This is a genomic window from Brachybacterium sp. AG952 (genome assembly GCF_004362645.1).
GTDB classification, from domain to species: Bacteria; Actinomycetota; Actinomycetes; order Actinomycetales; family Dermabacteraceae; genus Brachybacterium; species Brachybacterium conglomeratum.
Genome location: NZ_SNXV01000003.1, coordinates 351,574 through 376,435, shown reverse-complemented (window position 1 = coordinate 376,435; position 24,862 = coordinate 351,574). Strand labels below are relative to the sequence as shown.

Sequence of the window (24,862 nt, the reverse complement as noted above, 5' to 3'; positions counted from 1 at the left end):
CGCCCTCAGGAGGAGACGCCGGGCTCCTCGTCCTCGGGGCCGGCCGTCACGGCAGGACCCTCCTGCGGCGAACCCGCGGCCCCGGCCCCGGCGCCGTCCTCGGGCAGGCCCTCCGCGGCGGCCGAGACTGCGCGGATGAGCAGCAGCAGCCAGACGAACACGATCACCGCCGCTCCCATCTCGAAGGCCGTGAAGTTCAGGTAGCCCACCCCGGCGTACAGCACGACCACCATCATCAGCAGGGCGAAGGCGCCGGCGGTGAAGCCGATCAGGGCCCCGGGCAGGCGGCGCAGCAGCACCGGCAGCACCAGCAGCGTCAGCGCGAACACCACCACCAGCGACTGGGCGACGATGTCGTGCCAGAGGACGCTCACGCTCCGCGAGACCAGCGCGACGAGCGCGACGAGCACGCCGACGAGGGTGAGCATCACCCGCACCGCGGTCACTGCGCGATGGTCCTCGCCCGTGGCGCGGGCCCACCGGTCGAGGTCGTGCGCGATGAACTCCACCACCGTCAGCAGGGCGATGCCCGTCAGCAGGAGGGTGAGATTGAAGATCGTGCTGGAGGCTCCGGTCCCCTCGCCTAGCTCGGAGAAGTAGCGCTCCCACCAGTACGGGTCCGGGGCGCTCAGCGCGCTGGCGAGCACGCCGACGGTGACGAAGGCGGCCAGCAGCGTCGCGAGCGAGCGGCCGGTCAGCGCCATCACCGAGGAGGAGGCGATGTAGGCGGCGCCGCCGCTGGCGGCCGCGACCCAGAAGGTGCCGGCGAAGCGGTCCAGCGCCACGCCCTGGAAGGCCTGCTGGAACACCGCGAACAGCGCGCCGGTGAGGAACAGGCCCAGCAGGCCGTGGATGAGCGAGAGCCCCACCACGTCCAGGGCGCGCCGCCAGAGCGGTCGGGAGCCGAACCAGGGCATCGTGCGCACCCGGTGCGTGACGAGCACCAGCACCGAGGTCGCGGTCCCGCATCCGGCCACGGAGAGCGCCGCGACCTGGCCGATCGATCCGGTCCCCGACAGCGCAGCGGTGCCCCGCAGCGCGATCAGACCCACCACGAGGCCGACGACCGCGCCGGCGACGCCGATCGCGACATGCGCGTTCTCGGCGCGGGTCGCCCCGGTCGTCCGGTGCGCGGCGGGGGCGGGCAACGGATCAGCCGACCGCGGCGATCGGCACCGGGACGGGGGTGCCGGAGCCGTCGCGTCGACCGGTGGGTTCGGGAAGGTCGATCGGCTGGCCCGCCTCGGAGGAGGCGCGGGCCGGATGCGGCACCACCCACGCGCCGATGAGGGAGTCCTCGCCGCGCAGGAAGCGATGGCAGCGCATGCCGGCGGTGGAGCGGCCCTTCGCCGGGAACTCCGTCAGCGAGGAGACCTTGAGCGAGCCGGTCTGCAGCAGCGGCAGCGTCGCCGAGCTGCCCGCGACCGTGACGACGTCCGCGGGCGCGGTCACGTCGATCACGCCGAAGGACAGCACCTGCGCATCACCCGCGAGCTTGATCCCGGCCACGCCGCCCGCCCCGCGGCCCTGGGGGCGCACGCCGGAGGAGGGGAAGTGCAGCAGCTGCGCGTCGGTCGTGACGAAGACGAGGTCGAGGTCCGCGTCGTCCTCGAGGTCCACGACGCCGACGACGGCGTCGCCGTCCTTCAGCGAGATGATCTCGAAGCCGTCGGTGCGGGGGAAGTCGAGCTGGACCCGCTTGACCACGCCCTGGCGGGTGCCCAGCGCGATCGCGCCGCCGCGGGCGATGTCCGCCTCGGCCAGGCGGATCAGGCCCAGCGGACGCTCGTCCCGTTCGAGCTCCAGCAGGTCGACCAGGCGCGTGCCGCCGGCGAGGGAGGGCGCCGAGGCGGTCGGGGCGAGGTTCGGCAGGTCCACGACGGACAGGCGCAGCACCCGTCCGAGATCGGTCACCACGCCCACCTCGGCGCGGGTGGTGCTGCGCACCGAGGAGACGATCACGTCGTGCGCGCCCCGCGGGCCCTCCCGCAGCAGCGGCCCCTCCCCGGAGACCCGGGCGATCAGCCCCGTGCCGGTCAGGTGCACGCCGCAGGGCTCGTCGGCGACCTCGAGGGAGGCGCCCGCCTTCGCCGCCGGGGCGGAGGCGGACTCGAGCAGCACCGTGCGGCGCGCGTCCCCGTGCTCGGCCGCGACGGCGGCCAGCTCGTCGGAGACCAGGCGGCGCAAGACGTCTTCGGATCGCAGAATTTCTTCGAGATGCTCGATCTCGGCCCGCAGCTCGTCCCGCTCCGCCTCGAGGTCGATCTGCGAGAACTTCGTCAGGCGGCGCAGGCGCAGCTCGAGGATGTACTCAGCCTGCACCTGGGTGAGGTCGAAGACCTGCATCAGGCGGGTGCGGGCGATCTCCGCGTCGTCGCTCTGGCGCACGATCTGGATGACCTCGTCGATGTCGAGGATCGCCAGCAGCAGGCCCTCGACCAGGTGCAGGCGCGCCCTGCGCTTGCCGAGGCGGTGCTCGGTGCGGCGCCGCACCACGGCCAGGCGGTGGGCGACGAACACCTCCAGCAGCTGCTTGAGGCCCATCGTGCGGGGCTGCCCGTCGACCAGGGCGACGTTGTTGATGCCGAAGGACTCCTCCAGCGGGGTGAAGCGGTAGAGCTGCTCGAGCACCGCCTCGGGCTCGAAGCCGGACTTCACCGTGAGCACGAGGCGCAAGCCGTGGTGGCGGTCGGTGAGGTCCTGGTAGTCGGTGATGCCGGTGACCTTCTTGGCCTGCACCGCATCGCGCAGCTTCTCGGCGAGGCGCTCGGGGCCGACCTGGTAGGGCAGCTCGGTGACGACGATGCCCTTGCGGCGCGAGGTGACGTTCTCGATCCGGGTGGTGGCCCGCATCTTGAAGGAGCCGCGACCGGTGCGGTAGGCGTCCCGGATCCCGTCCAGGCCCACGATCCGACCGCCCGTGGGCAGATCCGGGCCGGGCACGAAGCGCATCAGCTCCTCGAGATCCGCCTCCGGGTTCTCGATGAGATGGCGGGCCGCGGCGATCGTCTCGACCAGGTTGTGCGGCGCCATGTTCGTGGCCATGCCGACGGCGATGCCGGAAGCACCGTTGACCAGGAGGTTCGGGTACTGCGCGGGGAGCACCTCGGGCTGGGTGAGCTGGTTGTCGTAATTCGGGACCATGTCCACGACGTCCTCGTCCAGCGAGTCCGTCATGAGCAGCGCGGCCTTCGCCAGGCGCGCCTCGGTGTACCGGGCCGCGGCCGGGCCGTTGTCCAGGGAGCCGAAGTTGCCGTGTCCGTCCACCAGCGGCAGGCGCATGTTGAAGCCCTGCGCCATGCGCACCAGCGCGTCGTAGATCGCGGTGTCGCCGTGGGGGTGGAGCTTGCCCATCACCTCGCCGACCACGCGCTGGCTCTTGACGTGCCCCTTCTCGGGGCGCAGGCCCATCTCCGCCATCATGTAGAGGATGCGGCGCTGGACGGGCTTGAGGCCGTCTCGCGCATCGGGCAGCGCCCGGGAGTAGATCACGGAGTAGGCGTACTCGAGGAACGAGGACTCCATCTCGCTGGTGACGTCGATGTCGACGATGGTCTCGTCGACGCCGTCGTCCCCTGCGGGCGGTGCGGTGCTGCGTGATCGTGCCATGGAGGACATCATGGCGCATGACCGGCCATGATCCCGGGATCCCGCGCCCCCGACGGGACGTGAATCCCGTCAACGCCCGCCCCTGCCGGACTAGGATCGCGCCATGGCGGACAGACGCGACGGCCTGCGGTCACTGCGACGACGTGCCCGGGGCGGCACCGACGCCGGCCCGGCCTATCCCGCGCACTGGGAGGCGGACATCGCCCTGCGCGACGGCTCGGCCGCGCACCTGCGCCCGATCCTGCCCGAGGACGCCGAGGCGCTCCAGGCCTTCCACCAGCGCCAGTCCGAGCACTCGCGGTACCTGCGGTTCTTCGCGCCGATGCCGCGGCTGTCCGAGCGTGACCTGGCCCGCTTCACCACCGTCGACCACCGCGACCGGGTCGCCTTCGTCGTGCTCGTGGGGAAGGACATCGTCGCCGTCGGCCGCTACGACCGGACCTCCCCGCGCTCGGCGGAGGTCGCCTTCAACGTCGCCGACTCCCGGCAGGGCTCGGGACTGGGGTCCGTGCTGCTCGAGCACCTCGCGGCCGCCGCGCGGGAGCAGGGCATCGACGTGTTCACCGCCGAGGTGCTCCCGCAGAACACGAAGATGATCAAGGTCTTCACCGAGGCGGGCTTCGACGTCGACCGCACCCTCGACGACGGGGTGGTCATGGTGTCCTTCCGGATCGACCCCACCGCCCGGTCCCTCGCGGTGATGGCGGAGCGGGAGCACCGCGCCGAGGCGCGCGCCATGGAGCGGCTGCTCCACCCCGAGTCCGTGCTCCTGGTGGGGGTCTCCTCCCGGCGCGACTCCGTCGGCGGCCGCTTCCTCACCGCGCTGGAGGGATCCGGCTACGCCGGCACCGTCCACCTCGTCTCCCGCGAGGCGCTCGAGCTGCGGGGCCGACGCGCCTGGGCGCGGATCTCCGAGGTCCCCGGGCCCGTCGACCTCGCCGTGATCGCGCTGCGCCCCGAGGCCTGCCTCGACGCGGTCGAGGAGTGCGCAGAGATCGGGGTGCGCAGCGTCGTGATCCCCACCGAGGGATTCGCCGACAGCGAGCGCGGCCGGAGCCTCCAGCGCGAGCTGGTGGCGCGGATCAGACGCCACGGCATGCGCCTGCTGGGCCCGGGATCCCTCGGCATGCTGCGCACCGGCGACTCGCCGCTCAGCCTCTCCCTCGCCCCGCACATGCCGCGCGCGGGGCGGGCCGCGCTCGCCGGCCAGTCCAGCGCGCTCTCCGCGATGCTCCTGGCCGGCACCGATGCCCGCGGGATAGGCCTGCACGAGTTCGTGGGCGTGGGCAACCGCGCCGACGTCTCCCTCAACGACACCCTCCAGCACTGGGAGGACGACGAGGAGGTGGGCGTGATCGGGCTGGCCCTGGAGTCGATGGGGAACCCGCGCAAGTTCACCCGGATCGCCCGGCGCCTGACCCGCCGCACCCCGCTGATCGTGCTGCGCCCGCCCGGCAGCGAGTCACATCTGCCGCCCGGCCACGACGTGCGCCGCTCCACCCTGCCTCGGCGCGCCCTGGACCAGGTGCTCGACTCCGCCGGGGTCGTGCAGACCGGGGGCGTGGACCACCTCCTGGACGTCGTGGACGGCATCGAGCGCCAGGGCCTCCCGCTCGGGCCGAGGGTCGGGATCCTCTCCAACACGGCGGCGCTCGGCGCCTCGCTGCGCGGCGCCGCTGACCGTGCCGGGCTGCGCATCGTGGCCGAGAACCGCTCCGTCCCCCTCTCGCCGGACCCGCGTCTGATCCAGCGCGCCTTCACCACGATGGCGGCGCTGGGCGAGGTGGACCTCGTGATCGCCGGGGTGCTCGACGCGCAGGGCGAGGACGCCGAGGAGGTGCTGCGCCAGATGGCGATCGTCGCCCGCCACTCCGAGGTGGTGCTGCTGGTGTGCGTGGTCACCGGCAGCGACCGCTTCGACGCGCTGCGCGGCCGGGTGCGCGTCGACCCGCAGCTCCCGCCGGTGCACGCCACCCCCTTCGCCGTCGTCCGCGCCGCCTCCGGCCTGCTCGAGGCGGCGCTGCGACCCGCGGCCGACGACGAGGAGCCGGCCAGGCGCGAGGACGTGGACCGCGTCGCGGCGCGGGAGATCGCCGAGCGGCTCCTGAGGGACCACCCCGGCGCGGGGAGCCCGTCGGACCCCGGGGGCCGCACCGGCGCCGAGGTCGAGGTCGGGGGAGACGACGTCGCCGCGCTCCTGGCCGCCTACGGCATCGAGCTGCTGCAGGGCCGACGCGTCGCCGACGAGGACGAGGCGCTCGCGCGCGCCGCCGAGATCGGATATCCCGTCGCGCTGAAGAGCACCGATCCCGTGCTGCGCCATCGTGCGGACCTCGGCGGGGTGCGCCTGGGGATCCCCGACGCCGTCCAGCTGCGCCATGCGGTGCAGGCCATGCGCACGGACCTCTCCTACTCCTCGGCGCCGCTCGAGGTGCAGGCGATGGCGCCGGCCGGGGTGCCGATGGTGGTGCGCAGCGTCGAGGACCCCTCCCTGGGGCCGGTGCTCTCCCTGTCCGTGGCGGGGGACGCGACCGATCTCCTGGACGACATCGCCTATGCGATCCCGCCGTTCAGCGAGGCCGGTGCGCACCGGCTCGTCGACGCCCCCGCCAGCGCCGTGAAGCTCCGCGGCACCCGGGGGCTGCCGCCCGCGGACCGCGACGCGCTCGCCGACCTGGTGGTGCGGGTGGGCCTCCTCGCCGAGGACCTGCCCGAGCTCGCCTTCCTCGAGCTGTACCCGGTGCTGGTCTCCCAGCACGGCCTCACCGTGGTCGGGGCAGGGGCGCGGCTCGCCCCCGCGCCGAACCGCACCGACGGGGCGCGCCGCACGCTGTCCGGACCGCCCGGTGCCTGAGGATCGAGCGGCGTCCGCCGCGTGGGAGACTGGGGCGATGACCACCGCCCTGCCCGCCGACCTCCGGAAGGACCTCGAGACCGCCGGGTACTTCCCCCAGGCTGCCTCCCGCAGCATCGAGCGCTCCCTGCGTGGAGCGGCCGTGCTCACGCACCTCGTGCGCGCCGAGACCACCTTCGACGGCCCCGAGGTGCGACGGCACCTCACCGTCGTCGTGCTCACCGCGACGCACCTGCTGATCACCCATCTCGACGACGACCCCGCGGACGCGCTGAACCCCAGCCAGGTCGTCTCCACCACCGAGCGGGTGCGTCTGCGCCGCATCACCTCGACGGGCCTGTCCCAGGTCTTCGACACCGACGGGCAGCTCGCCACGGGTCGCGAGTCCGAGATCACCCTCGGAGTGACGTGGGACGGCAGCCGTCGCCTCGACCTCGAGCCGGCCGACTGCGGCGATCCCGCCTGCCAGGCGGACCACGGCTACACCGGCAGCTCCGCCCCCGCGGACCTCGCGCTGCGGGTCAGCGCGCTGGCCGACGGCGAGGCCGCGGTCGAGGAGGCGCTCGCCTTCCACGACCGTCTCCTCGAGGCGATCGACGACCTCGGGGCCTGAGCCGGAGCATGGCCGAGATGGACCACCCCGCCCTGCCCGACTGGCCCGAGGACCTGCTGGCCCCGCCCTTCGCCGCGGGGGAGCGCCCGGGCCTGCTGGACGTGCTCGCCCCCCTCGCCTCCGCGCCCCAGGAGGGGCGGGACCTGGTGGTGCTGCTCGACGGCGTCGGCGCGGACCTGCTGGCCGAGCACCGGGCGCTCACCCCGACGCTGAGGCGCCTCGAGGGCTCCGTCGAGCGGATCCGCACGGTCACCCCGTCGACGACCGCCAGCGCGATGGTCTCCCTGCACACGGGGCTCGCACCGCTCGAGCACGGGGTGCTGGGCTATCTCGGCTTCGACCCCGCAGGCCGCCGCGCCGTCAACCAGCTGACCGGCGCCCCGGGCCTGGACCCCCACGCCTGGATGCCGCTCACGACCCCGGTGGAGGCCGGGGCGCGCCGCGCCGTGCAGGTCGCCCCCGCCAAGCACGCCCGCTCCCATCTCAGCGGCGTCGCCTATCGCGGCTGGGAGTTCCTCGCCCAGGGTCGTGGGGACCGCGTAGAGGCGGTGCGCACCGCGCTGCACCGCGGCGGCCCGGACGCGCTGGTGCACCTGCACGTGGACGACGTGGACCACGCGGGCCACGCGCACGGCATCGACTCCGAGCAGTGGCGCACCGCGCTCGCCGAGGTCGACGCGCTGATCGGCGCGCTGCTGCGACGGGTCCCCCGGGGGACCCGCGTCCACCTCACCGCCGATCACGGGATGGTCGACACCTCCGCCGCGCACACCGTCGACCTCGCGGAGGAGCCGGCGATCCTGTCCCTGGTCGAGGAGGTGACGGGGGAGGCGAGGGCGCTCGCCCTGCACGCGGTGCCCGGCGACGGCGCCGCCGAGGAGCTCGCCGAGCGGATGCGCATGCTGATGGGGGAGCGCGCCCTGGTCCTCACCCGGGAGCAGGTGCTCGCCTCGGGGCTGCTCGGCCCGGCTGCCACGGCGATCCCTGCTCACGTCTGGGGACGGATCGCCGACGTGCTCGTCCTCGCCCGCGGACGCTGGGGCGTGGACGACTTCTCACGCCGCCCCGAGACGGCCCGGTCGATGATCGGGGTGCACGGATCGCTCACCTCGGCGGAGGCGGTCGTGCCGCTGCTGCGCACGATCACCTGAGCCCTGCCGCGGCGCGATGCCCGGTGGGCAGGCCCGCCCGCGGCGGCCGCGGGCGGCGGCTCAGTCGTTCCGGGAGCCGAAGACGATCTCGTCCCAGCTGGGCATCGAGGCGCGCTTGCTCTTCGACCGGGAGGACTTCCGGGCCGGCTTGGCGGGCTCCTCGGACTCGCCGGAGCCCTCTCCCCGCGCGGCGGCGGAGGCGTCGTCGAAGCCGGGCAGCGGCGTGAGGTCCACGGTGTCCTGGTACTGGATCCCCGGCTCCTCGGGCTCGTCGCCCGCCTCGTCGGCGGTCTCCTCGGCCGGGTCGTCGGCGCCGTCCTGCGCGCTCGGGGAGTGCGAGGGGTCCTCGGCGGCGAGCTCCTCGTCGGTGCCCTGCCCGTCCTGCTCCTCCGGTGCCGAGGAGTGCTCGCGCAGGGCCTCCGCGTCCGGGTCGTGGTCGGCGGGGGACTCGTCCGCCGCGAGGCCCGATCCGGCCTCAGCCGGCGCCGGGCCGGCGAGCACCGGTGTGACGGGACGCGCGTGATCGGTGTGCGGAGCGGGATCGGCGGCGAGCCCGGAGCCCTGCGCATCGGCGCCGTCGTCGCCGGGCTCCTCGACGGTCTCGTCGAGCCCCGACCAGACGGTCGCGGAGTCGTCGGGGCGGGGCACGGAGCGCATCCCGCGACGGGCGTTGAGCGCGTCGAGCTCGCTGTCCTCGAGCGCGGAGGGGTGCTCGTCCGCCACGGGACGGCGGGGCGGCCAGGTGCGGGAGCGGGGCGACTCGCCCTCGAGCGAGCCGTCGGCCTCGAGGTCGTACACGGAGGACTTCACGGCCTGGAGCCGGCCGCGGCCGCGGCTGGGCTCCGGCGGGGCGCCCTCGTCGCTGATCCAGCGGGCCTCGTCGTCCAGCGGGGACACGGAGCGGGTCTCGACATCGGCCGCCCAGTGGGCCTGCCGGGTGCGACCGCCCGCGGAGAAGGTCAGCTCGAGGGTCCAGGTGCCGTCGGGGCGCCGCCAGGCGTCCCAGGCGCTCTCGCCGGTCGCCTCGCGGGCGGCGAGCCGCTCGGCGACGACCTCCTGGAGGGCGGGGCCGCCGCGGCCGACGGGGAAGGTGCGCGCCCGCTGGGCGGTCCACTCGCGCTCGGCGAGCACCGGCCCCTCGTAGCGGCGGACGTGCTCGAGGGGGATCTCGGAGGTCTCCGAGATCTCCTCCGCGCTGCGGCCGGCGCGGAGCATCGCCTGGATCTCCTTGGGGCGCAGCGGGGTCGCGTCGGCCGCCTGGATCATGTTCAGCGCGGGACGGTCCGAGCGCACCGCGGCGCGCAGCGCGCGGTCGATCCGCAGGGTGTACCGATCGCCGTCGGAGTCGACCAGGAGCAGATGCTCCCCGTCGTCGTGGATCCCGTCGAGATCGAGCTCGCGCATCGTCGTCCTCTCCGTCCGAGCCTGGTCTCGGAGCCTGGTCGCTCGCAGGCACAGTCTAGGCCGTGACCCTACAGTGCGACGCCTGGGTGCGCGCCGGACGCGCCCGGGCCGTCGGCACCGGACGCCGACGGGGCGGGGACGTCGTGTTGCCGCTCACGGGTGCCTCTGCAATAATGCCGCCGCATTCAGCGTTGGGACCCGGACCGGTCGGATGCGGTCCCTAGTGGCCGCACCGGCGCGGACATGCCCACACCCAGGTCGTACGACCCCGCAGACAACCAGGAACGGACCGTAGATGGCCACTGATTACGACGCCCCGCGCAAGAACGACGACGAGTCGAACGACGACTCCATCGAGGAGCTGAAGGGCCGACGGAACGAGGCGGCGACCCCCACGGTCGACGAGGACGAGGCCGAGGCGGCCGACTCCTACGAGCTCCCGGGCGCCGACCTCTCCGGCGAGGAGCTCTCCGTGCGCGTGCTGCCCCGCCAGGCGGACGAGTTCACGTGCGCCAGCTGCTTCCTCGTGAAGCACCGCAGCCAGATCGACCACGTCGAGGGCACGCTCATCATCTGCAAGGAGTGCGCGGCGGCCTGACGTGCGCGCGAGCGCGGGTCAGCAGAGGGGGAGAACCCCTGAAGCAGGAACGGCACCTCCCGACAGGGAGGTGCCGTTCGTCGTTCCCGGACCGGTCGCGTCCGGACGGGCCGTGGCGCGTCTCCGGCGAGGTCGTGGACGGCGCCGCCGGTCAGGCCGCGCGCCGCGCCTGCTGCTGGGCGGTGCGCAGAGCGAGGGCGAGGTCCTCGGGGCGACGGGTCGAGGCGACCCACGCGGTGGTCGGGTCCTCCGGATCCAGCACCTCGACGCGGATCCCGCTGCGGGTCCAGCCGCGCACCTCGTGGTGAGCCAGCGGCTCGAAGTCCTGGCCGATCGTGAGAGCCCAGTCCTCGCCGCGCAGCACCTGCGGCTCGCCCAGCTCCGTCACGTCGATCCGGGCGCGGCCCAGGCGGAACCGGCCGTCCGAGACCTCCAGCACGGGGGAGTAGGAGATCAGCAGCACGATCGCGATCACGATGGAGACCGCCGACAGCGCGATCGCCGCGCCGAGGTGCAGGGGCACGATGACGAGCCCGAGCGCTGCGCCGATCGCGATGCCGATCACCCAGGCGCCGACGCCGGGCAGGAGGTGCTCGCGGTGGAGCGGCGTCCCGGCACCGCTCCCGGAGACGGGGGCCGCACCGGCGGCGGACCGCTCGGACGGGGACTCGGCGGCGGGAGGAACGGCAGAGGCGGACATGCCTACCATGGTCTCACGCACTCCCTGGACCCCCGGTGCGCGGAGGACGCCGCCGGAGCGCCTACCCTGGCGTCATGTCTGCCGACCCCGACACCAGCGCGCCGCTGCGGATCCGCCGCACCGGCGCGACCCCGCTCCCGCACCGCGCCCATGCCGACGACGCCGGCCTCGACCTCGCCAGCGCCGAGGAGCTCGTAATCCCCGCGGGCGGCCGCGCCCTGGTCGACACCGGCCTCGCCGTCGCCCTCCCGCCCGGCACCGTGGGACTCGTCTGCCCCCGCTCGGGCCTCGCCGCGAAGCACGGCGTCACGGTCCTCAACGGCCCCGGTATCGTGGACGCCGGCTATCGCGGACCGCTCAAGGTCGCGCTGCACAACACCGATCCGACGGAGGACTTCCTCCTCCACGTCGGCGACCGGATCGCCCAGCTCGTGGTGGTGCCGTTCCTGGCCCCCGTGCTGCAGGAGGTCGACGACCTCGAGCGGACGGACCGGTCCACCGCCGGGTTCGGCTCCAGCGGCGGCTTCGGCGGCGCACACCACCAGGAGGGATGACCATGGGACTGTTCTCCCGCAGGAAGCGGCAGGAGCCGGAGGAGATCGAGGGGCTGGACGCCCTCGACTCCGACTCGCCCGAGCCGGACGACGCCCCGGAGGACGAGGGCGCGGCCGACGACGCCCTGCCCGAGGACGAGCCCGGGGCCGAGGAGGAGGCCCCCGAACGCGGGGACCACCTCGAGGACGGGCCCTACGATGAGGCCGACGCGCCCGACGAGGACCGCATCGACCTCGGCGGCCTGCTCGTCCCCGCCATCGACGGCATGGAGCTGCGGATGGAGGTCGACCAGCGCACGAACGCCGTGACCGGCGCGAACCTCGTCATCGAGGGCTCCTCGCTGCAGGTCCAGGCCTTCGCGGCCCCCAAGTCCCGCGGGATCTGGGAAGAGGTGCGGGGCAAGCTGCGCGAGTCCGTGGTCAAGCAGGGAGGCACCGCCGAGACCCGCCCCGGGGTCTTCGGGACCGAGCTGATCGCGCGCATGCCCGTCAAGCGGGCCGACGGCCGCACCGCCTACCGTCCCGCGCGCTTCATGGGCGTCGACGGGCGGCGCTGGCTGCTGCGCGCGGTCCTCTCCGGCAAGGCGCTGGCCGACCCCGAGCAGGCGCGCCGCTTCGAGACCCTCGTCTCCCGCCTGGTCGTCGTGCGCGGCGCGGAGGCGATGGCGCCGCAGGAGCTGATCCCCCTGCACCTGCCCGGCGAGCGTGCGGGGCTCAACCAGATCCGCTCCGGCCCGCTGGACCCGCTCGCCCGCGGTCCGGAGATCACCGAGATCGGATGAGCACCCACCGCGCCGGCGGCCGACCCCGTCGGGACCCGGCCGACTCGCCCTCCGACCCCGCGCCTGCTGGCGGATCCACGCCGCGCAGCGGCTCCGATGTCGCGCCCGCTCCCGGGGCCGGCGCGCAGGGCGCGCCCCCGGCGGACCAGCAGCCCGCGGGAGAGCCCGTGGGCGGGGAGGGATCGACCCGCAGCGGCCTCGGCGCCGTGCTCCAGGAGGAGGAGTTCTCCGTCGCCGACGCGATCGGTGGGCGCCGCGGGATCGTGGAGTCGGTGCTGCCGACGCTGCTGTTCGTCGTGCTCTTCGTCGCCACGGGCGCCGTGGGCCTCGCCGCGGGGGCGGCGGTCGCGGCCGTCGTGGTGATGCTGGTGGTGCGCCTCGTCCAGCGCCAGAGCCCCTCGACCGTGATCGGTGGGCTGATCGGGGTCGCGCTCGGCGCGGTCCTCGCGGTCCGCTCCGGGGAGGGGTCCGACTTCTACTGGCCGGGCATCGTCACCAACGCCGTCTCGCTGGCCGTGCTCCTGCTCTCCCTCGCCCTGCGGCATCCGCTGGTCGGCGTGGTCGTCGCGCTGCTGGACCCGCGGGTGTCGGACTGGCGCGAGCACGAGGACGGCCGCCGCGTGTACACCCGTGCGACGCTCCTGTTCGCGGGGCTGTACGCGGCCAAGCTCGCCGTGCAGCTCCCGCTGCTGCTGACCGGCCAGGTCGCGGCGCTCGGCGCGGCGAAGATCGCCATGGGCCTGCCGGCCTTCGCGGTGATCGCCTATCTCGTCTGGCTCATGCACCGCGGGCTGCTCGCCCGCCGCGGCCTCCGCTGAGACCCGACCGGCGCGGTCAGCGCACCGTCCACTGGATGAGATGATGGTGCACGATGTGCCCGCCGAGAGTTCTGCCGCCGTCCGAGCCGGGCTCGGACCCGGAGTGGAGGAGAGTGGTCCGATGACCCCCGATGCCGACAGCGCGCCGAGCAGCCCCGCCCCCGGCGGCCGAGTCCTCACGGTCACCGCCGGCCCTCCCGCGGCCGGCGGCACCTTCGTGGCCCGCCACGAGGGCCGGGTCGTCTTCGTGCGCGGCACCGCACCGGGGGAGACCGTCACCGCCCGCCTCCTCGAGGACCCCCAGGCGAAGGCCGATGCCCGCTTCTGGCGTGCCGAGGCGCTCGACGTGCTCGAGGCCGGGCCCGACCGGGTCCCCTCGGTGTGGGAGGAGGCCGGGGTCGACGGCGTCGGCGGCGCCGAATGGGCGCACATCGCCCTGCCCGCCCAGCGCCGCATCGCGAGCGAGGTCATGCAGGAGCTGCTGCGCCGCGCCGGGGTGACGAGCTTCCCGATCGAGCAGGTGCAGGTCGAGCCCGCCCCGCACGACGCCGACGGGCTCGGCTGGCGCACCCGGGTGCGCTACGCCGTCGGCCCCGACGGGGAGGTCGGGATGCGCGGCTGGCGCTCCCACGAGGTGCGTCCCGTAGGGGAGGATCCCCTGTCGGCCCCCGCGGTGCGCGCGCTGCGCCTGGGGGAGTGGACCGCCCCCGAGGGCACCGAGGCCGTCGACGCCGTGGCCCCCTCGGCCGGTCCGGCCTCGGTGGTGCTGATCGGCCGCGACCTGGATCCCGAGACGATCGAGATCCCGGAGAGCTGGGGCGACGCCGACGTCGCGGTCCGCACCGGCCGCGGTCTCGTCCCGCTGCGCGGCGACGGCACCGTCCACGAGCGCCTGGGCGAGCGGATGTTCACCGTCAGCGCCACCGGCTTCTGGCAGTCCCACCGCCGGGCCGCGGAGCTGCTCACCGAGGTCGTCGACTCCGCCCTGCACGCCCCGCGGGGCGGCAGCGCCTGGGACCTCTACGGCGGTGTCGGCGTCTTCGCCGCGGTCGCCGCGGAGCAGGTGGGCACGGGCGGCTCGGTCGTCTCCGTCGAGGGCAACCGCCGCGCCTCCCAGCTGGCCGCCCAGAACCTCGAGGACCTCCCGCAGGTCTCCACCGCCACGGCCGATGTCACCGACTGGGTGCGCGCACGCCGCGGCGGGGTCGACGCGGTGGTCCTGGATCCGCCGCGCGCCGGCGCGGGCGTCGAGCTGATGGGGCTGCTCGCCGGCGCCGTGCGCCAGCGCATCGTGTACGTCTCCTGCGAGCCCGCCACCCTCGCCCGCGACCTCGCCGCGATCGAGGGCAAGGGATGGCAGGTCAAGGACCTGCGCGCCTTCGACCTCTTCCCGCACACGCACCACATCGAGTCCGTCGCGGTCCTCGAGCGCTCCGCGGGCTGACCGGGCCGACACGCGCCCGGCGCAGATGACGCCCTGTCAGGACCATGGGGTCCTGCGTGGTATGATTTATCTTGACTTCAAGATACTTGCCGGGGACCCGCCCGGCACCCCCTCCTCGGCCCGCGCCCTCCGCGTCGGGCCCGGAGGTGCGCGATCGCCTGCCGTGCGCGGGCGACGCGCCTACGATGGAGGGGTCGAACCCATACCGAAGGAGTGCGTCCGATGAGCACTGTCGACTCATTCGCCGCGAAGCAGAAGCTCGAGGTCGGCGGCACCGACTACGAGATCTATGCGCTCGACGCCGTGGAGGGCGCCGAGAAGCTTCCCTACAGCCTCAAGATCCTGCTCGAGAACCTGCTGCGCACCGAGGACGGGGCGAACATCACCGCCGACCACGTCCGTGCGCTCGCGAGCTGGGACGCGACGGCCGATCCGTCCGTCGAGATCCAGTTCACGCCCGCCCGCGTGATCATGCAGGACTTCACGGGCGTCCCCTGCGTCGTCGACCTCGCCACCATGCGCGAGGCCGTCCAGGACCTCGGCGGGGATCCCGAGCGGATCAACCCGCTCGCCCCCGCGGAGATGGTCATCGACCACTCCGTGATGATCGACGTCGCGGGCCGCCTCGACGCGCTCGAGCAGAACATGGAGCTCGAGTACGAGCGCAACCGCGAGCGCTACCAGTTCCTGCGCTGGGGCCAGACCGCCTTCGACGACTTCAAGGTCGTCCCCCCGGGCACCGGCATCGTCCACCAGGTCAACATCGAGTACCTCGCCCGCACCGTCATGACCCGCGAGGTCGACGGGGTGCTGCGCGCCTACCCCGACTCCTGCGTCGGGACCGACTCGCACACCACCATGGTCAACGGCCTGGGCGTGCTCGGCTGGGGCGTCGGCGGCATCGAGGCCGAGGCCGCGATGCTCGGCCAGCCCGTCTCCATGCTGATCCCGCGCGTGGTGGGCTTCAAGCTCACCGGCGAGATCCCGCCGGCCGCCACCGCGACCGACGTCGTGCTCACCATCACCGAGATGCTCCGCCGGCACGGCGCGGTGGGCAAGTTCGTCGAGTTCTACGGCGAGGGCGTCTCCCAGGTCCCGCTCGCGAACCGCGCGACCATCGGCAACATGAGCCCCGAGTTCGGCTCCACCGTCGCGATCTTCCCGGTCGACGAGGTCACCACCGACTACCTGCGCCTGACCGGCCGCACCGAGGAGCAGGTCGCCCTCGTGGAGGCCTACGCCAAGCGCCAGGGCCTGTGGCACGACCCCTCGACGGAGGTCGAGTACTCCGAGTACCTCGAGCTGGACCTCTCCACCGTGGTGCCCTCCATCGCTGGCCCCAAGCGCCCCCAGGACCGCATCGTCCTCACCGAGGCGAAGGAGTCCTTCCGCGAGGTGCTGCCCTCCTACGCGGGCGAGGGGCATCAGGTCGAGGAGGGCGACGACGCCGGCACCTTCCCCGCCTCGGACCCGGCGGGACTGGGGTCGGACAACGATTCCGGCGGCGACGCCCCGGAGCACCAGCATGTGATCGGCCGCGCCTCGAACCCGGTCCAGGTCAAGGGCAAGGACTTCGAGATCGACCACGGCATCGTCTCGATCGCCTCGATCACCTCCTGCACCAACACCTCGAACCCCTCGGTGATGATGGCCGCCGGCCTGCTCGCCCAGAATGCGGTGGACCGCGGCCTGGTCGCCAAGCCGTGGGTCAAGACCTCCATGGCCCCCGGCTCGCAGGTCGTCACCAACTACTACACGCGGGCGGGCCTCTGGCCGGCGCTCGAGGCGCTCGGCTTCCACCTGGTGGGCTACGGCTGCACCACGTGCATCGGCAACTCGGGTCCGCTGGACTCGGAGATCTCCGAGGCCATCGCCGAGAAGGACCTCGCCGTCACCGCGGTGCTCTCGGGCAACCGCAACTTCGAGGGCCGCATCAACCCCGACGTGAAGATGAACTACCTGGCCTCCCCGCCGCTGGTCATCGCCTACGCGCTCGCGGGCACCATGGACTTCGACTTCGAGAACGACCCGCTGGGGCAGGACAAGGACGGCCAGGACGTCTACCTGCGCGACATCTGGCCGAACCCGACCGAGGTCGAGAAGGTCATCGGCGAGTCCATCTCCCAGGAGATGTTCACCGAGGACTACAAGGACGTCTTCACCGGCGACGAGCGCTGGCGGAGCCTGGAGACTCCCGAGGGCGCGACCTTCGAGTGGGACTCCGAGTCCACCTATGTGCGCAAGCCCCCGTACTTCGAGGGCATGGAGGCGCAGCCCGCGCCGGTCGGCGACGTCGAGGGCGCCCGGGTGCTGGTCAAGGTCGGCGACTCGACCACGACCGACCACATCTCGCCCGCCGGCTCGATCAAGCTCGACTCCCCGGCAGGCAAGTACCTGCAGGAGCACGGCGTCGCGCGCAAGGACTTCAACTCCTACGGCTCCCGCCGGGGTAACCACGAGGTCATGATCCGCGGCACCTTCGCGAACATCCGCATCAAGAACCAGCTCCTCGACGGCGTCGAGGGCGGGTACACGAAGAACTTCCTGACCGGTGAGCAGGAGTTCATCTACGACGCCGCCCAGGCCTACGCCGAGCAGGACATCCCGCTCGTGGTCCTGGCCGGCAAGGAGTACGGCACCGGCTCCTCCCGCGACTGGGCCGCCAAGGGCACCAAGCTCCTCGGCGTCCAGGTCGTCATCGCCGAGAGCTTCGAGCGCATCCACCGCTCGAACCTCATCGGGATGGGCGTGCTGCCGCTGCAGTACCCCGCCGGCGAGACCGCCGAGTCCCTCGGGATCGACGGCACGGAGACCTTCTCCTTCACCGGGATCACCGCCCTGAACGAGGGCGCCACCCCGAAGACGGTGAAGGTCGTCGCCGCCAAGCAGGACGGCACCTCGGTGGAGTTCGATGCGGTCGTCCGCATCGACACCCCCGGCGAGGCGGAGTACTACCGCAACGGCGGCATCCTGCAGTACGTCCTGCGCTCGCTGGTCGCGGCCTGATCGCAGGCCCCTCCCGCGCCGTCCGGTCCTCGTGACCGGCGCATGCTGCGCCTCGCCCGGCTCCGGCCCGGCGGGGCGCAGTCATGTCCGGGTGTGGGAGGCGCCGTGGGCACCCTCTCGCGCACCCCTGACCGGGCTGTCTGCACCGCGTTGCACACCTCGGCGGGGCCGGGTGAAGCCCCGGTGAAGATGTGCACAGATGTGACCATGTCTCCCGTCTCGGCAGGTCAGAACCACGTACTCTGAACAGGTCCCGATCCCGTCCCCGAGGGAGGACCGTGCGTGTCCACCACTGAGCAGCACGCTGCCGCGCCGATCCGTCGGCGCCCGCGCCCCGCCCCCTCCCGCCCGGCGGCGGACTCGACCGTGCCCCCGCCCGAGGTGCCGATCCCCGCGGACCCCGAGGCGCTGCGCACCCTGGATGCGGAGCAGCTCCCGGGCCTCGCCCGCACCCTGCGCCGCCGCCTCCTCGAGATCTGCGCCGTCAGCGGAGGCCACCTCGGCCCGAACCTCGGCGTCGTCGAGCTGACCCTCGCCCTGCACCGTGAGTTCCGCTCCCCGGCGGAGCCGATCGTCTTCGACACCGGCCACCAGGCCTACGTCCACAAGATGCTGACCGGCCGCGCCGACCTCGAGGGGCTCCGACGCGCCGGCGGCACCTCCGGCTATCCCGACCGGGGCGAGTCCGCGCACGACCTGGTCGAGAACTCCCACGCCTCCGGTTCGATCGCCTGGGCGCACGGCCTGGACCGCGCCCACCGCCTCGCGGGGGAGCCGGGCGTCTCCGTCGCGGTGATCGGGGACGGCGCGCTCACCGGCGGCGTCGGCCTCGAGGCGCTCAACGAGCTCGCCGCGGACCGCGGCTCCCGCACCGTCGTCGTGCTCAACGACAACACCCGCTCCTACGCGCCCACCGTCGGCGGCCTCGCCCGGCATCTCGCCGCGCTGCGCACGGGCGAGGTGCTGCCCGGACAGGACGTCTTCACCCAGCTGGGCCTGACCTATCTGGGGCCCGTCGACGGCCACGACCTCACCGCGCTCGCGGCCGCGACCGCCGCCGCCCGCGAGGCCGCGGAGGACCCTGGCAGCGCCGGAGTGGTCCTGCACGTCCTCACCCGCAAGGGCGCCGGCTTCGCCCGCGCCGAGGCCGACGCGGTGGACCACTGGCACGCCACCGGCCCCTTCTCGCTCGAGGGCGAGGAGGCGACGAAGCCCGCCGCCCGCACCTGGAGCGCCCGCCTGGGCGCCGCCGTGCTCGACGCCGCCCGTGCCGACGAACGGGTGGTCGCGCTCAGCGCCGCGATGATCGACCCCGTCGGGCTCACCCCGATGCAGCAGGAGATGCCCGAGCGCGTCCTCGACGTCGGCATCGCCGAGCAGCTCGCGCTGGACACCGCCGCCGGCCTCTCCGCCGGGGGCCGCCTGCCCCTCGTCGCGCTCTACGCGACGTTCCTGAACCGTGCCCACGACCAGTTGCTGCTGGACCTCGCCCTGCACGGCGAGGACGTCACGATCACGCTGGACCGCGCCGGGATCACGGGCGACGACGGTCCGAGCCACCACGGCATCTGGGACCTCGCCCTCGCCGCGCAGGTGCCCGGACTGAGCCTGTGGGCGCCCCGCGACGGCGCCCGCCTCGACGCGGCGGTCCCCGCGGCGCTCGGCACCCCGGGCCCCTCGATCGTCCGCTTCCCCAAGGGCGCCTGCCCCGAGGAGCTCCCGGCGCTCGCCCAGCTGCCCGCGGGAGACGTCCTGCACGGCGACGCGGAGGCCCCGATCGACGTGCTCCTCGTCTCCGTCGGCGCCCTCGCCGACCGCGCCCTCGCCGCCGCCCGGGAGATCGCGGCGTCCCGTCCCGCGGCGAACGTGGTCGTGCTCGATCCGGTCCGGGCGCTGCCGCTGGGCGAGGAGCTGCTGGACCTCGCCGCCGGCGCCCGCGGGGTGCTCACCCTCGAGGACGGCCTCGCGGAGCGGGGGATCGGTGCCGCGCTCGCACTGCGGCTCGGCCGACGGGCGACCCCGGCGCAGCCGGGCCCCGTCGTGCACTGCCTGGGCGTGGACCTCGAGTTCCTCGCCCACGGCAAGCGCGACGCGATCCTCGCCGACCAGGGCCTGGACGTCCCCGGGATCGTGACGAGCCTCGACGCGCTGCTCTGAATCGCGCTGCGCTGAGTCGGCCTGCTCCGAGACACGATCCCCGGAGTCGCGCTGCTCGGTGACGACCCGCGGGCACCGTCGCTCTGACGCGGCGGGTGTCGTGGGCCGGAGACGAGGACGCCGTGCCGCCGACGCGGTGAGCACCGCGGAACGGAGCGTCCGCAGGGGCTCTCAGCCCAGCGAGCTGCGCGGAGCAGGGTCGTCGGCCCGCGCCGTGAGGACGATCGGCGCGCCGTCGGTGACCTGCAGGGTGTGCTCCGCGTGCGCGCCGCGGGAGCCGTCGGCCGCCAGCTGCGTCCAGCCGTCCCGCTCGTCGACGACGAGCTCGGAGGTGGTCGGCACCAGGAACGGCTCCACGGTGATCAGCTGCCCGGCCACGAGCTCGGCGCCGCCGCCGGGGGTGCCGTGGTTGGGGACGAAGGGGGCCTCGTGCATCGTGCGCCCCACGCCGTGGCCGCCGAAGCGGTCGTTGATCGAGTAGCCGAGCGAGGTCGCCTCGTTCATCACCGCGAAGCCGATGTCGCCGACGGTGGCGCCGGCGGTGACCTGGTCGATCCCGGCCCACATCACCTGCTCGGTGTCGTGGATCAGCTGGAGGTCCTCCGCGCGCGGGGTGCCGACGGGGATCGTCAGGCACGAGTCCGCCACCCAGCCCTCCACCGAGACGGCGAAGTCGAGGGAGAGCAGGTCCCCGTCCTCGAGCACCCGGTCGTAGGGGCGGCCGTGGAGCACGCCCTCGTTCAGCGAGGTGCAGATGACGTACCCGAAGGGGGAGGCGCCGAAGACGGGGTGGTAGTCGATGTAGCAGCTGGTCGCCCCCGCCTCGCGGATCAGGCGATGCGCCTCCGCGTCGACGTCCAGCAGGTTCCAGCCCACGTCCACGACCTGCCGCAGGTGCGAGAGCACGGAGGCGACGAACTCGCCGGCCGGACGTGCCTGCTCGGTGGTGGGCAGCTCCTGGGTGGAGCTGCGGCGACGGCGTCCGAGGATCATCGTGCCTCCTGCCAGGTGACCAGCCGGGCCCCGACCCAGGCGATCATCGGTGCGAACACGGCGGCGCCGAGCAGGTGGCCGAAGACGACCAGCTCGGGCAGCCCGGTGAAGTACTGGATGTAGCCGACCGCGCCCTGCGCGAGGGTCGCCGCGAGCAGCCACCAGGCCGCGGTGCGGGCCTCGCGGCGGGCACACGAGCGGTGGAGGACGACCAGCATCGCGATCAGCAGGGCGAGGAAGAGGTAGACCGCGACGGCGTGGACCCGGGTGATTACGACCGGGGAGAACATCAGGCGGGTGACGTCCCCGGCATCGCCCGAGTGCGGGCCGGTGCCGGTGACCAGCGTGCCGAGCACCAGCACCACGAAGCCCACCGCCGCCAGCGGGACGTAGAGCCCCAGCAGTCGTGGCGGGACCGCGAGGCGCACGTGCGAGTCGCCGTCGTACAGCCGCACCAGCAGCACCGTCGAGAGCGCGCCGAGCACGGGGGAGATGAGGAAGTGGGGGCTGACGATCCCGGGGTGCAGGTCGAACCACACCACGAACGCCCCGATCAGCGCCTGCGCGGCGGTGCCGATCAGCGGCACCCACGCCAGCATCCGGAAGCCGCGTCCCTTGTGGGAGAGCCAGCGGTAGGTCACCAGCAGCACCGCGACAGCGAAGATGCTCAGCACGCCGGTGAGCGTGCGGTTGCCGAACTCGACGAAAGGGTGGATCCCGGCCTCGAGCGTCAGCTCCGGGGTGAAGTTCCCCGGCTCGCAGTGCGGCCAGGAGGAGCAGCCCAATCCGCTGCCCGTCAGACGCACCGCGCCGCCCGAGAGGATGATCCCCATCTGGCAGATCAGGTTGCCCCAGATAGCGATGGCGGCGAGACGTGCGCGCCGCTGCGGCCCCCAGGAGGTCAGACGACGGTCGGGCAGCGTGGTGATCCGCCCGTGGCGCTCGGGTGAGCGCTCGGCGGAGAGGGCAGGCGAGGACATGCCCAGCAGTCTAGGTTCCGCGGCCGAGGGCCGCCTGGACTCCGGGTGCGGATGCGAGGGATCCCGCATCGTGAGGACTCGGCGGTCGCCCGGGACGGCCGAGCGGCCGGACAGGGGCTCCGGGACCGGGGCCCGGCGTCGGGCTCGTGCGAGGCGGCTCAGGCATCCGTCCAGCGGAACCAGCGCACGACGGCCGCGACCCCTGCCGCGGCCCACAGCAGCAGCACCACGGCGGAGCCGGGGGAGAACGGACCGCCCGCGAGGCAGGCCCGCATCAGCTCTCCGAGCGCGCCCGAGGGCAGCAGGTCCGCGAGCCCGCCGAGGATCCGCGGGAACGAGGTGGTGGGGAAGGCGACGCCGCCGACGGCGACGAGCAGCACGAACACGAGGTTCGCCACCGCCAGCACCGCCTCGGTGCGCAGCAGCCCCGCGACCAGCAGGCCGAGCGCCCCGAAGGCCACCGTCCCCACCAGCCAGACGGGGACGAGCGCCGCGAGGCCGGCGAGCTCCGGCCGCCAGCCCAGGACCAGGCCCAGCACCCCGAGCACGACCACCTGCAGCACGTGGGTGGTGAGGGTGGCGAGGATCTTCCCGGCGAGATAGCCGCTGCGCCCCAGCGGCGTCGTCGCGATCCAGCGCAGCACGCCGTTGCGACGGTCGAAGCCGGTCATGATCGCCTGCGAGGTGAAGGAGGTCGAGATCAGCGCGGTCGCGAAGGTCGCGGCGACCGCGGTGTCGATCGCGGGAGTGCCCTCGATCCGGCCGACGGGCAGCAGCCACAGCCCCACCATCACCATCGCCGGCAGCGCGATCGCGACCATGAGCTGCTCCCCGTTGGAGAGCAGCACGCGGGTCTCGAGCCGGGCATGGGAGAGGATGCGGCGCAGCGCCGGTGCGGGACGCGGCACGCGCGGCGCGGCGGGGCTCTCGCCGGGGGCGGCGGGAGAGGTCGACGGGGGCGTGGCGCTCATCGGGCGGCTCCTGCGCTGGGGGCGTCGTCGTGGCGGGTCGTGCTCCCGGCGTCCTCGACCCCGGGGGCGTCGCGGTCCATCAGGTCCAGCAGCACCGCCTCGAGGTCAGCGGCCGCGGCGCTGGAGACCTCAAGGCGGGCGCCGTGACGGGCGGCGGCCTCGTGCAGGGACTGCTCGAGGGCGGGCACGGCGTCGGGGGCGACGCCGCTCGCGGTCGCCCGGAGGGTCACGCCGCCGCCCGGCCCGCGATGCTCGCGGACCACCTCCTGCACGCTGCCGGAGGCGAGCACGTGGCCGCGGGAGATCACTCGCACCGCGTCCGCGAGCCCGACCACGTCGTCCATCAGATGGGTGGTGAGCACGACGGCGGTGCCGGTGCGGGCCAGCCCCCGGATCAGCTCCCGCACCCGGCGCCGGATCGAGGGATCCATCCCGGCCGTCGGCTCGTCGAGGAAGACGAGGTCGGGCCGGCCGATGATCGCCAGCGCCAGGGCGAGCCGCTGCCGCTGCCCGCCGGAGAGGCGCCGCACGAGGGTGCGGGCGAACTCGTCGATGCCGAGATGGGCGGCGACCTCGTCGACATCGAGCGGGGCGGCGTGCAGGCTCGCGCCGTAGCGCAGCAGCTGCATCGCCGTCGCGCCCGAGGTGAGGCCGCCGTCCTGGATCATCACGCCCACCCGGGCGCGGTGCTCGGGGCTCGCGCGCCAGGGGTCGGTGCCGAGCACGCGCACGCTGCCCGCATCGGGGCGGAGCAGACCGGTCGCGCAGGAGACGGCGGTGGTCTTGCCGGCGCCGTTGGGGCCGAGCAGCGCGGTGACCTCGCCGCGCTCCGCGGTCAGGCTCAGGCCGTCGAGGGCGCGCACGGCGCCGTAGGAGTGGGCGAGGTCGGTCGCGACGAGGGCAGGGGAGTGGTCGTCCATGGCCGCCCCATCGTAGGCCGGACGCGGCGCCGGGCCGGGGACGGCGCCGCGTCCGGGCCGGGCGAGGTGGGCGAGACCTCACCCGGGCCGTGCCGGGCTCAGCGCCCGGTGACGTGCAGCGGTGTGTGCGCCGGGTCGACGACCTCCGCGGCGAGCGGCGCCTCGGGAGCGGTGCCGCCGGGGCCCCAGGTGTCGGTCTCGAAGCGGTCGCGGTCGTGCGCCTCCAGCAGCGGCTCGAGCGCCGGGCCGGCGGGGACGATCTGCGTGGGGTTGATGTCCTCGTGCACGTAGTAGTAGTGCCGCTTGATCTGCGCGAAGTCGACCGTGTCGCCGAAGCCCGGGGTCTGGAACAGGTCCTTGGTGTAGTTCCACAGGTTCGGCATCGAGGCGAGGGTCTGCCGGTTGGCCTTGAAGTGGCCGTGGTAGACGGGGTCGAAGCGGATCAGCGTGGGGAACAGGCGCACATCGGCCTCGGTGATCGAGGGGCCCATGAGGTAGCGGCTGCGGCCCAGGCGCTCCTCGAGCTCGTCGAGGGCCTCCCAGAGGAGCGCGTACTCGCGCTCGTAGTCCTCCTGCGAGCCGGCGAAGCCGACCTTGTACACGCCGTTGTTGACCCGGTGGAGCATCCACTTGTTCAGCGCGTCGATCTCCTCGCGCTGAGCCTCGGGGTAGAGGTCCGGGGCGCCGGCGCGGTGGTGGGCGGTCCACTCGGTGGCGAGGTCGAGGGTGATCTGCTGGAAGTCGTTGGTCACGACGGCCCTGGTGGGCACGTCCACGACGGCGGGGACGGTGATGCCGCGCGGGTAGTCGGGGAAGCGCGCGAAGTAGGCCTGCTGCAGGCGCTCGTAGCCGAGCACGGGATCCACCTCGCCGGGGTCGAGGTCGAAGGTCCAGGAGCGCTTGTCATGGGTGGGGCCGGGCATGCCCACCGAGATCACGTCCTCCAGGCCCAGCAGGCGCCGGGAGATCAGGGTGCGGTTGGCCCACGGGCAGGCGCGGGCGGCGATCAGCCGGTAGCGCCCGGCCTCGACGGGCCAGCCGTCGCGGCCGTCGCGGGTGATCCGGTCGTCGATGTAGTTCATGTCGCGGTCGAAGCCCTTGCCGGCGGAGACGTAGGCGCCGCGGGTCGAGTGCTGCTCGGCGGCGGCGTCCGTGGAGTCGGGGGCGGTCTCGTTCATCGTGGGGTCCCTTCGTGTCGGTGGCGTCGCCGCCATGATAGTTGAAACCGGTACTAGATGGAAGCCTCTCGGGGGCGGCGGTCGACGGCGCGCCGAGAGGGGCCCGGGGTGCGCTCCGCACCCACGTCGT

The 24,862-nt window shown here is 73.8% G+C and carries 19 protein-coding genes; 10 read left to right on the top strand and 9 right to left on the bottom strand.

Annotated features, from left to right (window positions below; genetic code table 11):
• Positions 1 to 5 precede the first annotated feature (5 nt).
• Complete coding sequence (locus tag DEU31_RS09970; RefSeq protein WP_133676977.1) at positions 6 to 1,148, bottom strand: DUF998 domain-containing protein; 1,143 nt, start codon at positions 1,146 to 1,148, stop codon at positions 6 to 8.
• A gap of 4 nt (positions 1,149 to 1,152) precedes the next feature.
• The gene (locus tag DEU31_RS09965) at positions 1,153 to 3,609 is read right to left on the bottom strand and encodes a DNA topoisomerase IV subunit A (protein WP_166649458.1); all 2,457 of its coding nucleotides are present in this window, start codon (positions 3,607 to 3,609) and stop codon (positions 1,153 to 1,155) included.
• Positions 3,610 to 3,712: 103 nt separating this feature from the next.
• Between DEU31_RS09965 and DEU31_RS09960 the strand changes: the two genes are divergently transcribed.
• Genes DEU31_RS09960 through DEU31_RS09950 form a run of 3 tightly spaced genes read left to right on the top strand, consistent with a single transcriptional unit; the run spans position 3,713 to position 8,227 of the window.
• Positions 3,713 to 6,463 carry a GNAT family N-acetyltransferase gene (locus DEU31_RS09960; protein WP_133676975.1) on the top strand — a complete coding sequence of 917 codons (2,751 nt, stop codon included), beginning with the start codon at positions 3,713 to 3,715 and terminating at the stop codon, positions 6,461 to 6,463.
• Between the two features lie 37 nt (positions 6,464 to 6,500).
• On the top strand, positions 6,501 to 7,076 hold the full coding sequence (locus DEU31_RS09955; RefSeq protein ID WP_133676974.1) for a DUF5998 family protein: 576 nt from the start codon (positions 6,501 to 6,503) through the stop codon (positions 7,074 to 7,076).
• 17 nt (positions 7,077 to 7,093) lie between these two features.
• Positions 7,094 to 8,227, top strand: a complete 1,134-nt coding sequence (locus tag DEU31_RS09950) for a nucleotide pyrophosphatase/phosphodiesterase family protein (RefSeq protein WP_133676973.1) — start codon at positions 7,094 to 7,096, stop codon at positions 8,225 to 8,227.
• A 60-nt stretch (positions 8,228 to 8,287) separates the two neighbouring features.
• Here DEU31_RS09950 and sepH read toward each other — a convergent pair whose 3' ends face one another.
• A complete protein-coding gene (gene sepH / locus DEU31_RS09945; RefSeq protein WP_133676972.1) occupies positions 8,288 to 9,631 on the bottom strand; it encodes a septation protein SepH in 1,344 nt (447 codons plus the stop codon).
• Between the two features lie 295 nt (positions 9,632 to 9,926).
• Between sepH and DEU31_RS09940 the strand changes: the two genes are divergently transcribed.
• The gene (locus DEU31_RS09940; RefSeq protein WP_010550618.1) at positions 9,927 to 10,229 is read left to right on the top strand and encodes a DUF4193 domain-containing protein; all 303 of its coding nucleotides are present in this window, start codon (positions 9,927 to 9,929) and stop codon (positions 10,227 to 10,229) included.
• Between the two features lie 151 nt (positions 10,230 to 10,380).
• On the opposite strand, the gene DEU31_RS09935 is transcribed toward DEU31_RS09940, so the two are convergent.
• Complete coding sequence (locus DEU31_RS09935) at positions 10,381 to 10,929, bottom strand: DUF3093 domain-containing protein (RefSeq protein WP_279535629.1); 549 nt, start codon at positions 10,927 to 10,929, stop codon at positions 10,381 to 10,383.
• A gap of 74 nt (positions 10,930 to 11,003) precedes the next feature.
• On the opposite strand from DEU31_RS09935, the gene dut reads away from it, so the two are divergent.
• From dut to DEU31_RS09905, 6 genes are all read left to right on the top strand, one after another.
• The gene (dut, locus tag DEU31_RS09930; protein ID WP_133676970.1) at positions 11,004 to 11,483 is read left to right on the top strand and encodes a dUTP diphosphatase; all 480 of its coding nucleotides are present in this window, start codon (positions 11,004 to 11,006) and stop codon (positions 11,481 to 11,483) included.
• Entirely contained in the window at positions 11,480 to 12,265 is a 786-nt protein-coding gene (locus DEU31_RS09925) for a DUF3710 domain-containing protein (RefSeq protein ID WP_243733798.1), read from the top strand. Before dut ends, DEU31_RS09925 begins: the two co-directional genes overlap by 4 nt.
• Positions 12,262 to 13,083 carry a DUF3159 domain-containing protein gene (locus DEU31_RS09920; protein ID WP_133676969.1) on the top strand — a complete coding sequence of 274 codons (822 nt, stop codon included), beginning with the start codon at positions 12,262 to 12,264 and terminating at the stop codon, positions 13,081 to 13,083. The genes DEU31_RS09925 and DEU31_RS09920 overlap by 4 nt, the downstream gene beginning before the upstream one ends.
• A 121-nt stretch (positions 13,084 to 13,204) precedes the next feature.
• Positions 13,205 to 14,527, top strand: coding sequence for a TRAM domain-containing protein (locus DEU31_RS09915; protein ID WP_133676968.1), 1,323 nt, complete (start codon positions 13,205 to 13,207; stop codon positions 14,525 to 14,527).
• A gap of 222 nt (positions 14,528 to 14,749) precedes the next feature.
• On the top strand, positions 14,750 to 17,533 hold the full coding sequence (gene acnA, locus DEU31_RS09910) for an aconitate hydratase AcnA (protein ID WP_010550624.1): 2,784 nt from the start codon (positions 14,750 to 14,752) through the stop codon (positions 17,531 to 17,533).
• Between the two features lie 282 nt (positions 17,534 to 17,815).
• Positions 17,816 to 19,690 (top strand): 1-deoxy-D-xylulose-5-phosphate synthase, encoded by a 1,875-nt coding sequence (locus tag DEU31_RS09905; RefSeq protein ID WP_243733797.1) that lies wholly within the window; start codon positions 17,816 to 17,818, stop codon positions 19,688 to 19,690.
• A 171-nt stretch (positions 19,691 to 19,861) separates the two neighbouring features.
• Here the strand turns inward: DEU31_RS09905 and map are convergent, their stop codons facing one another.
• From map to DEU31_RS09880, 5 genes are all read right to left on the bottom strand, one after another.
• Positions 19,862 to 20,683, bottom strand: coding sequence for a type I methionyl aminopeptidase (gene map / locus DEU31_RS09900; RefSeq protein WP_010550627.1), 822 nt, complete (start codon positions 20,681 to 20,683; stop codon positions 19,862 to 19,864).
• Positions 20,680 to 21,663 (bottom strand): COX15/CtaA family protein, encoded by a 984-nt coding sequence (locus tag DEU31_RS09895; protein ID WP_133676967.1) that lies wholly within the window; start codon positions 21,661 to 21,663, stop codon positions 20,680 to 20,682. Before DEU31_RS09895 ends, map begins: the two co-directional genes overlap by 4 nt.
• A gap of 158 nt (positions 21,664 to 21,821) precedes the next feature.
• Entirely contained in the window at positions 21,822 to 22,634 is an 813-nt protein-coding gene (locus DEU31_RS09890) for an ABC transporter permease (RefSeq protein ID WP_010550629.1), read from the bottom strand.
• Entirely contained in the window at positions 22,631 to 23,554 is a 924-nt protein-coding gene (locus tag DEU31_RS09885; RefSeq protein WP_133676966.1) for an ABC transporter ATP-binding protein, read from the bottom strand. Before DEU31_RS09885 ends, DEU31_RS09890 begins: the two co-directional genes overlap by 4 nt.
• A 98-nt stretch (positions 23,555 to 23,652) precedes the next feature.
• Complete coding sequence (locus DEU31_RS09880) at positions 23,653 to 24,732, bottom strand: glutathione S-transferase C-terminal domain-containing protein (protein WP_133676965.1); 1,080 nt, start codon at positions 24,730 to 24,732, stop codon at positions 23,653 to 23,655.
• Positions 24,733 to 24,862: the final 130 nt, after the last annotated feature.